This window comes from Dietzia sp. Cai40 (assembly GCF_014145165.1).
Lineage (GTDB): Bacteria > Actinomycetota > Actinomycetes > Mycobacteriales > Mycobacteriaceae > Dietzia > Dietzia natronolimnaea.
The window spans coordinates 1-7,622 of sequence record NZ_JAALEB010000434.1 but is presented as its reverse complement, the minus strand read 5'-3'; the positions used below and the strand labels follow the sequence as shown (position 1 = coordinate 7,622).

Genomic DNA, 7,622 nt, shown 5'->3' with positions numbered 1-7,622 from the left:
CCAGATACCCGGCGACCTGTCCGGACAGCGCCTGCCGAACGGTGATGCGGTCCCGCAACGAACTCACCACGATCACACTGATCGGGCGGCGGGAGATCGTCCTGATCCGGTGCAGCACCTCGATCCCGCTGAACCCCGGCAGGCCGATGTCGAGTAGCACCAGGTCGATCCCGCCACCGGCCACCCACCCCACCGCCCCCTGCCCGTCGGCGACCGCGGCGGTCACGCCGAAGCCCGCGACGCCCTCCACGTACCGACTGTGCAGGCGCCGCGCGACGGGATCGTCGTCGACGATGAGCGTCCGGATGACGCGGCCGCCCTGTCCCTCGTCCGTCATCGTCCCCCCCGCAGCCGTACGGTGACCAGCGCCCCACCGGCCGGCGACCTGCCCACCTCGATCTCACCATCCCGGTCCAGCACGATCTGCCAGACCACCGCCAGGCCCACGCCGCGCGTCGCGTTCCGGCCACCCGGCTCCTTGGTGGAGTAACCGTGCTCGATCATCGTCGGAAGCGCCTCCGGGTCCAGGCCCGGCCCGTCGTCACCCACCGCCACCTCGGTGCCGAACTCGTCCGCCAGCACCAGAACCTGGACGTGGCCCCCGGGCCCCGCCGCCTCGACGGCGTTGATCACCAGATTGGCGATGAGCGAGAGGTCGTCGCCCCCGAGCTCACCTGCGCTCGTCGAGGTCAGGGGGTCGATCTCCAGCAGTCCCCCCTGTGTCCGGTACTCCGCCGCCATCTCCCCCAACACCGCGCGCAGGCGCGGATCCTCGACGCCCCCGTCGCGGGTGTCCGCACCGGTGATGGGGGCCAGCTCCGCCAGGTAGTCCAGTGCCGCGTCGGCCTCGCCGCTCTCGACCAGCCCGTACACCGCATGGATGCGGGTCCGGAACTCGTGGGTCTGCTCGCGCAGAGCCCGGGACAACCGTCGCTGCTCCCCCAGTTCGGCGTTCTCCGCCTCCAGCCTGCGGACCCGGGCGCCGATCGCCGCCGAGACCCCGGCCGCCCCGGTCAGCCCGACCAGCACCGCCAGCAACACCCACGGTGCCATCGCCGTGAGACTCGACCGCAGGTCGGCGGCGATCTCCGATTCGAGCACCCCGACCGATGCCGCGCCGACCACGTCACCGTCGCGGTACACGGGCACCTTGGCACGCAGGGTCGGACCGAGCGTCCCCTCCTCGGTGCCGACGAAGGTGGCTCCCGCCAGGACGTCCGACGGGTCGGTCGAGACCGGTCGGCCACGCTCCCCTGCCACCGGGTGGGTTATCCGGATCCCCCGCGCGTCACTGATCACGACGTAGTCGACGCCGGACGCCTGCTGGATCAGCTCGGTCAACGGTTGCAGCTCCTGCTCGGCGTCACCCCGCCCGATGGCCACCCGCACCTGGTCGAGATCCGCGAGGCTACGCGCGACCGCGAGGACCCGCTCGGTCGTGGCCTCGCGCACCTGCCGCTCCTGGGCCCGGGCCGCGGCGAAGGCCGTCAGGCCCACGCAGGTCACCACGACAGCGCACTGGATCAGCAGCACCACGAGGAGCCGGAACCGCCGGCTGAGCAACCACTCCGAGTACCGCGCCACCCCGCTCCTCCCCTCGCCCGCACCGCCACCGTCCGGCCCGACGGCGTGAGCATCAATGAGCACAAAGACTAGTTGTGCCCCACATCACACGTCGCCGATCCATGCTCAGCTCATCCCTCGGTGGCGCTCATGCCATCGACCACCTGGAAGGACCGTTGATGCGACACCCCTTCGCCCGCATCCTGACCGTGGTACTCGCCGTCGGGCTCACCACGGCCGCGGCGACCGACGCCAGCCGATCCGGAGGCGGCGACAACCCGCGGACCCAACTGAGCATCATCGCACCGGCCGCCCCCGGGGGCGGGTGGGACACGTTCGGCAGGGAAGCACAGCAGGCACTCATGACCACCGGGATCGTCAACGCGGTGCGGGTCCGCAACGTCCCGGGCGCGGCCGGGACCATCGGACTGACCCAGTTCGTCCAGCTCGCCGGACGCACCGACTCACTGCTGGTCACCGGCGGTGTCATGGTGGGCGGGGTGATCCTGCAGGATTCCGACGCCACGCTCGAGGACACGACGCCGATCGCCCGCCTCGCCGACGACTACAACGTGCTGGTGGTCCCCGAGGACTCCCCGTACCAGACCCTCGACGAGTTCCTCGCGGCATGGCGTGAGCATCCGGGCATGGCGATCGCGGGCGGGTCGCTCGGGAGCATCGACCATCTGCTCACCGGCATGCTCGCCGACGCCGCCGGCATCGACCCGGCCCTCGTCAACTACATCGCCTATTCCGGTGGTGGGGAGGTCGTGAGATCGATGATCAGCGGCTCCGCGGTGGGCGCCATCTCCGGCGCCAACGACTTCGACGCCCAGATCGAGGCGGGCGAGCTCCGTGCGCTCGGGGTCTCGTCGGCGACCCCGGTCGAGGAGCTGTCGACCCCGACCTTCATCGAACAGGGAGTGGACGTGTCCATGTCGAACTGGCGCGGACTGGTCGCCCCACCGGACATCCCGGACGAGGTCCGGGACGAGCTCATCGCGATCATCGCGGAGATGCGCGAGACCGACGAGTGGCGCGACACCCTCGGGCGCAACAACTGGACCGACGAGTTCATGGCAGGTGACGAGTTCGCACGGTTCCTCGACGCGGAGATCGCCACGACCGAAGACATCATCAGGGAGCTGGGACAATGACACTCTTATCCGACCAGACGAGCACGGCGGTCCCGCCGGCCCGGTCCGGCGACCGGAGGCGGTGGTGGCGCGACCGGACCGAGCTCGGGTTCGCCGCCGGCGTACTCGCGCTCGCAGTGTTCATGATCGTGCAGATCATCACCATGGATGTCCCCGAGGGCGTGGGAGCACCCGGGCCGCGGTTCGTCCCCGCCCTCGTGGCCGGATTCCTGATCCTGACCGGCGGACTGCTGGCGATCAACGTCATCCGCACCCCTCGGCACACCGCGGCCACCTCGACCATGGGTCAACTGTCCACCGACATGCTCGAGGACCTGGCCGCGATCGACGACCCCGTCGACTCCCCCACCACGACGTCGCCGGTACCCGCCGCCGACCCGGAGTACGTGCCCGTCGACTACCGCACCACCGGAATCGTGATCGCCGCCCTCATCGGGTTCGCGTTCCTGCTCCAGCCCGTCGGCTGGCTGGTCACCGCCAGCGCGCTGTTCTGGATCGTGAGCCGCGCGCTGGGGAGCAGACGGCCGGTCTTCGACATCGCCGTCTCGGTGATCTTCGCCTCCGTCATCCAGATCGCGTTCTCGGCCGGGCTCGGCCTGGGACTGCCCGCCGGAATCCTCGAAGGAGTCGTGCCGTGGAGCAACTGAGCCTGCTGGGCGAGGGCCTCGCCGGGGTGCTCACCCCGATGAACCTCACCCTCCTGCTGATCGGTGCCCTCCTCGGCACCGCGGTCGGTGTCCTACCGGGACTCGGCTCCGCGATGGCGGTCGCCCTGCTCCTGCCGGTCACCTTCACCCTCGACCCGACCGGCGCCTTCATCATGTTCGCCAGCATCTACTTCGGCGGACTGTTCGGCGACTCGACCTCCGGGATCCTGCTCAACACACCGGGCAACTCGTCCGCCATAGCCACGACGTTCGAAGGGCACCGGATGGCCAAGAGCGGCCGGGCGGCCAAGGCCCTGGGGATCTCGGCGATCGGCGCGTTCACGGGCGGCATGATCGCGTGCGCCTGCGTGGTGATGTTCTCCCCCTATCTGATCGTCCTCGCCCGGGCGTTCTCGTCACCGGAGTACTTCGCTCTGGCGGTGTTCGCCTTCGTCGCCATCTCGGCGGTGGTCGCCGAGTCCGTCGTGAGGGGACTCGCCGCGCTCGGGCTGGGTCTCGCTCTCGCCCTGGTCGGAACCGACTCGATGACCGGCACCCAGCGATTCACGCTGGACAACCCGTCCCTGTTCGAGGGCATCTCGATCATCGTGATCACCGTGGGCCTGCTGGCCCTCGGCGAGGTGCTGCACCAGGCGTCGCGGATCCACCGCGAGGCGCACATCGGCGGTCCGGTGACCACCGAGGGCTCACCGTTCCCGACCCGGAAGGAGATGCGCAGAATCGTGCCCGCCTTCCTCCGCGGCACGGCGTTCGGTCTGCCCTTCGGCACGATCCCGGTCGGCGGCTCCGAGGTCCCGACGTTCCTCGCCTACGGCACCGAGAAGGCACTGGCCGCGCGGCGCCACGACCCCGACTTCGGCACCCGCGGCGCGCTCCAGGGCGTCGCCGCACCCGAGGCCGCGGGCAATGCCACCGCCGGCAGCGCGATGGGGGCGCTGCTCGTCCTGGGCCTGCCGACCTCGGCGACCGCCGCCATGATGCTGGCCGCGTTCCAGCAGTACGGGATGCAGCCCGGTCCCCTGCTGTTCGAGACGAGCGCCGCACTGGTCTGGCCGCTGCTGGCCAGCCTGTTCGTCGGCCTGATCATCCTGTTGATCATCAACCTGCCGTTCGCGGCCGTGTGGGCGAAGCTGCTGCTGATCCCCCGCCACTACCTGTACGCCGGGGTGACGGTCATCGCGATGCTCGGCACCTACGCGATCTCCTCGTCGACGCTCGATCTCTGGATGGTGATCGCGATCGGCATCGTGGGATTCCTCATGCGCCGGTACTCGATCCCGCTGGCCCCGGTGCTGATCGCAGCGATCCTCGGACCGCTGGCGGAGCTCGAACTGCGTCGGTCGCTCGCGCAGTCCGAGGGCGATGTGTCGATCCTGTTCTCCTCGACCATCACCCTCACGCTGTACGCGTTGCTGGCGGCGGCCGTCGCGGCGAGCATCATCCAGCACACCCGGCACCGTCGTCGTCGGCGCGTGGAGGCCGCCGAACGGGTGGAGCCCGCCGCTCGGTGAGGGAACCGCGGGACACGACGAAGGCCGCCCACGACACGTGGGCGGCCTTCGTGATCCTGATCGGTACCGGTGGGGGGACTCGATCCCCCGACCTCACGATTATGAGTCGTGCGCTCTAACCAGCTGAGCTACACCGGCATGCCCTGCCAGTCGGGCGATCGAACCGCCCCGCACAGTGCGAGCCCCCTGACGGAATCGAACCGTCGACCTTTTCCTTACCATGGAAACGCTCTACCGACTGAGCTAAGGGGGCCGGCCACTCCGGTTCGCGAATCACTTCGCGGCTCGGGGTGAAAGCCTCTAGCAGATTACACACACGCTCGAACGGGGCACAAATCGCCCGGTTGGATGGGGTCGGCGCCCCGCTGGCAGGATGAGGGGCATGCGCATCTCCGTGGTCGTCCCCGTCCTCGACGACGCCCACGAGCTCGCCGGGTGCCTCGCGGCCCTGCGTTCCCAGACGAGGCCGCCTGACGAGATCGTGGTGGTGGACAACGGGTGCGCCGACGACAGTGCCGAGGTGGCCCGCGACGCCGGGGCCCGGGTGGTCACCGAGGCCGTGCGGGGCATCCCCTCGGCCACGGCCACCGGTTACGACTCGGCCTCGGGAGACGTGATCGCCCGCCTGGACGCGGACTCCCGCCCGGGCCCGGACTGGGTGCAGCGAATCGAAAAGGCGTTCACCGAGGACCCCGAGCTCGTGGCGATCTCCGGCCCGGGCGAGTTCATCGGGCTGAGCGGCTGGCGGGCCCGCGCCGCCCGGCTGCTCTACATGGACGCGTACTTCGTCTCCGTGGGCGCCGCGATGGCGCACCCGGTGCTGTTCGGGTCGAACCTGGCGATGCGGCGCGAGGCCTGGGATCGCGTGCGGGACGGGGTGAACCGATCGGACCCGGAGCTGCACGACGACATCGACCTGTCGTTCCAGTTCGGTGCCGCCGACCGCCTCCGGGTGGACCGGTCGCTCACCGTGGGCATCTCCGCGCGCCCGTTCGACGATCCCGCCGCGATGCGCCGACGGTTCTCCCGCGCGTTCCGGACGATCGCCCGCAACTGGCGCATCAGCCCGCCCTCGCAACGCTGGATGGCCCGCGTCCAGCGCTGAGGCCTCAGACGCGTCCTCGACGTGCGCGCCCCGGAGGTCGCGTGACCGCGGGGGCGGCGAGCGGCGTCAGGACCAGACGAGCACCGACCACAGCACGATCTGCGTCACGCAGAAGCCCGCCAACATGTTGAGCACCAGGAAGCGCTTCCAGCCCTCGTTGGTGCGCTCGGCATCGGCGTCGGTCACCCCGACATAGGCCGCCACGGTGGCGAGGTACGGCAGGATCGCGAAGGCGGCCCCGGAGGCCGGCCACGGCGCCGCCGCCAACAGGGCGACCACCGCCGCGGCGTAGCAGGCCAGCGCGAACCACACCGCGGCCCGGGCCCCGAGCACGGTGGCGACGGACTTCAGGTCCGCCTCGCGGTCGAAGCGGACGTCCTGCACGGCCCCGAAGGCCTGCGAGGCCGCACCCCACAGCATGAACGCGATCAGGCACGCCCACACCCCCCCGGTCAGTTCCGCACCGGCGATGGTCCAGCCGACGATCGCCGGGGAGACGAAGTGGAACGCGGAGGTGAGCGAGTCCAGGAACGGGATCTCCTTGAACCGCAGACCCTTGGCGCTGTAGGCGATCACCGCGAACGCGCTCGCGGCGAGCCACAGGGACGACTCCACCGTCCCCGTCAGCACCAGGTACACGAGGAACGGCACGGTGGTCACCGCCGAGGCCACGAGGGTGGCCGTGTGACGGGACCGCTCGAGCACCGACCCCTCGACCCCGCCCTTGCGGGGGTTGCGCAGGTCGGACTCGTAGTCGAAGACGTCGTTGATCCCGTACATCGCGAGGTTGTACGGCACCAGGAAGAAGATCGTGCCGATCACGCCGACGAGGTCGAACCCCCCGGTCGCCAGGAAGTACGCCAGGGCGAACGGCGCGGCGGTGTTGACCCACGACACCGGCCGGGACGACCAGAACAGCGTGGTGAGCAGTCCCGGCGTCCCGGGCCGCTCGGGGGTGCGGACCTCGTCGTCGTCGCCGGGCTCCGGGGCGCGCGTCAGCAGCGCGTCCCCCCTCCCCGACACCGTCGGGCTCCCCACCTCGGCCCCGACCCGGGGTGACGCGGTGAGCAACGCCCACACCGACGGCACGAAGACCGCCGCGGCCACGGCGTAGGCGAAGTCCTCGATGGGCGCCACACCCAGGCGGATGCCGCTGGTGAGCGAGTCGTCATAGGCCACGAGCCCGGCCGAGATCATGATGTTGTCGAAGACCGCGGTGAGGATCATGAGGATCAGCAGCGCGCCGCCGACCCCGATCAGCCACCGGCGTCTCTCGGGCCCGCGCAGGCGCCAGGCCGCGAGGAGGGCCACGGCCACCACGGGGATGGACATGGTGAGGTTGAGGGTCGTGTACAGGCTGGTCACCGGCGTTCCCCCGTCATCCGGGAGGGCCGGGACGCCCTGGCCGCCCGGGAGTCCCGCGCGTGGTCGACCGCGCGCGAGACCCCCGCCGCGCACACCAGCGCGAGGTGGGACAGGAACGCCAGGAACACGACCTCCTCGAACGGGATCTCCGGCGCCACCAGCAGCCCGGTCATGAAGTCGGTCTGTCCGCGGAAGAACACCCCGCTGCGCACCCCGAGCACGTCCCAGGTGAGCAGCAACGCCACGGAGGCGG

8 protein-coding genes and 2 tRNA genes are annotated in these 7,622 nt (G+C 70.6%); 4 read left to right on the top strand and 6 right to left on the bottom strand.

The genetic code is table 11. The features are described from left to right. Positions 1-337 (bottom strand): response regulator (locus G6022_RS15055; RefSeq protein WP_182691895.1); only part of this gene is annotated, 337 nt, incomplete at its 3' end. Continuing rightward, on the bottom strand, positions 334-1,647 hold the full coding sequence (locus tag G6022_RS15050; RefSeq protein ID WP_182638651.1) for an ATP-binding protein: 1,314 nt from the start codon (positions 1,645-1,647) through the stop codon (positions 334-336). The genes G6022_RS15050 and G6022_RS15055, both read right to left, overlap by 4 nt. Before the next feature lie 95 nt (positions 1,648-1,742). On the opposite strand from G6022_RS15050, the gene G6022_RS15045 reads away from it, so the two are divergent. Genes G6022_RS15045 through G6022_RS15035 form a run of 3 tightly spaced genes read left to right on the top strand, consistent with a single transcriptional unit; the run spans position 1,743 to position 4,899 of the window. Continuing rightward, complete coding sequence (locus tag G6022_RS15045) at positions 1,743-2,720, top strand: tripartite tricarboxylate transporter substrate-binding protein (protein ID WP_182638650.1); 978 nt, start codon at positions 1,743-1,745, stop codon at positions 2,718-2,720. Further along, positions 2,717-3,367, top strand: coding sequence for a tripartite tricarboxylate transporter TctB family protein (locus G6022_RS15040; RefSeq protein WP_182638649.1), 651 nt, complete (start codon positions 2,717-2,719; stop codon positions 3,365-3,367). Before G6022_RS15045 ends, G6022_RS15040 begins: the two co-directional genes overlap by 4 nt. Beyond that, complete coding sequence (locus G6022_RS15035) at positions 3,355-4,899, top strand: tripartite tricarboxylate transporter permease (protein ID WP_179523177.1); 1,545 nt, start codon at positions 3,355-3,357, stop codon at positions 4,897-4,899. The genes G6022_RS15040 and G6022_RS15035 overlap by 13 nt, the downstream gene beginning before the upstream one ends. 64 nt (positions 4,900-4,963) lie before the next feature. Here the strand turns inward: G6022_RS15035 and G6022_RS15030 are convergent. Further along, positions 4,964-5,037 (bottom strand) — tRNA-Met (locus G6022_RS15030). Positions 5,038-5,079: 42 nt separating this feature from the next. After that, a tRNA-Thr gene (locus tag G6022_RS15025) sits at positions 5,080-5,152 on the bottom strand. Positions 5,153-5,281: 129 nt separating this feature from the next. Here G6022_RS15025 and G6022_RS15020 point away from each other — a divergent pair. Next, entirely contained in the window at positions 5,282-6,004 is a 723-nt protein-coding gene (locus G6022_RS15020) for a glycosyltransferase family 2 protein (RefSeq protein ID WP_182638648.1), read from the top strand. Between the two features lie 66 nt (positions 6,005-6,070). Here the strand turns inward: G6022_RS15020 and G6022_RS15015 are convergent, their stop codons facing one another. Together G6022_RS15015 and G6022_RS15010 are read right to left on the bottom strand one after the other, a co-directional pair. Then, positions 6,071-7,369 carry a prenyltransferase gene (locus G6022_RS15015; RefSeq protein WP_182691893.1) on the bottom strand — a complete coding sequence of 433 codons (1,299 nt, stop codon included), beginning with the start codon at positions 7,367-7,369 and terminating at the stop codon, positions 6,071-6,073. Beyond that, positions 7,366-7,622, bottom strand: a 257-nt coding sequence (locus G6022_RS15010) for a lycopene cyclase domain-containing protein (protein ID WP_182691892.1), incomplete at its 5' end; no start/stop codon positions are given. The genes G6022_RS15015 and G6022_RS15010, both read right to left, overlap by 4 nt.

Bases quoted from the DNA above. Each gene is read 5' to 3' on its own strand.
- G6022_RS15045 (WP_182638650.1), top strand. From the start codon at position 1,743: ATGCGACACCCCTTCGCCCGCATCCTGACCGTGGTACTCGCCGTCGGG.
- G6022_RS15040 (WP_182638649.1), top strand. From the start codon at position 2,717: ATGACACTCTTATCCGACCAGACGAGCACGGCGGTCCCGCCGGCCCGG.
- G6022_RS15020 (WP_182638648.1), top strand. From the start codon at position 5,282: ATGCGCATCTCCGTGGTCGTCCCCGTCCTCGACGACGCCCACGAGCTC.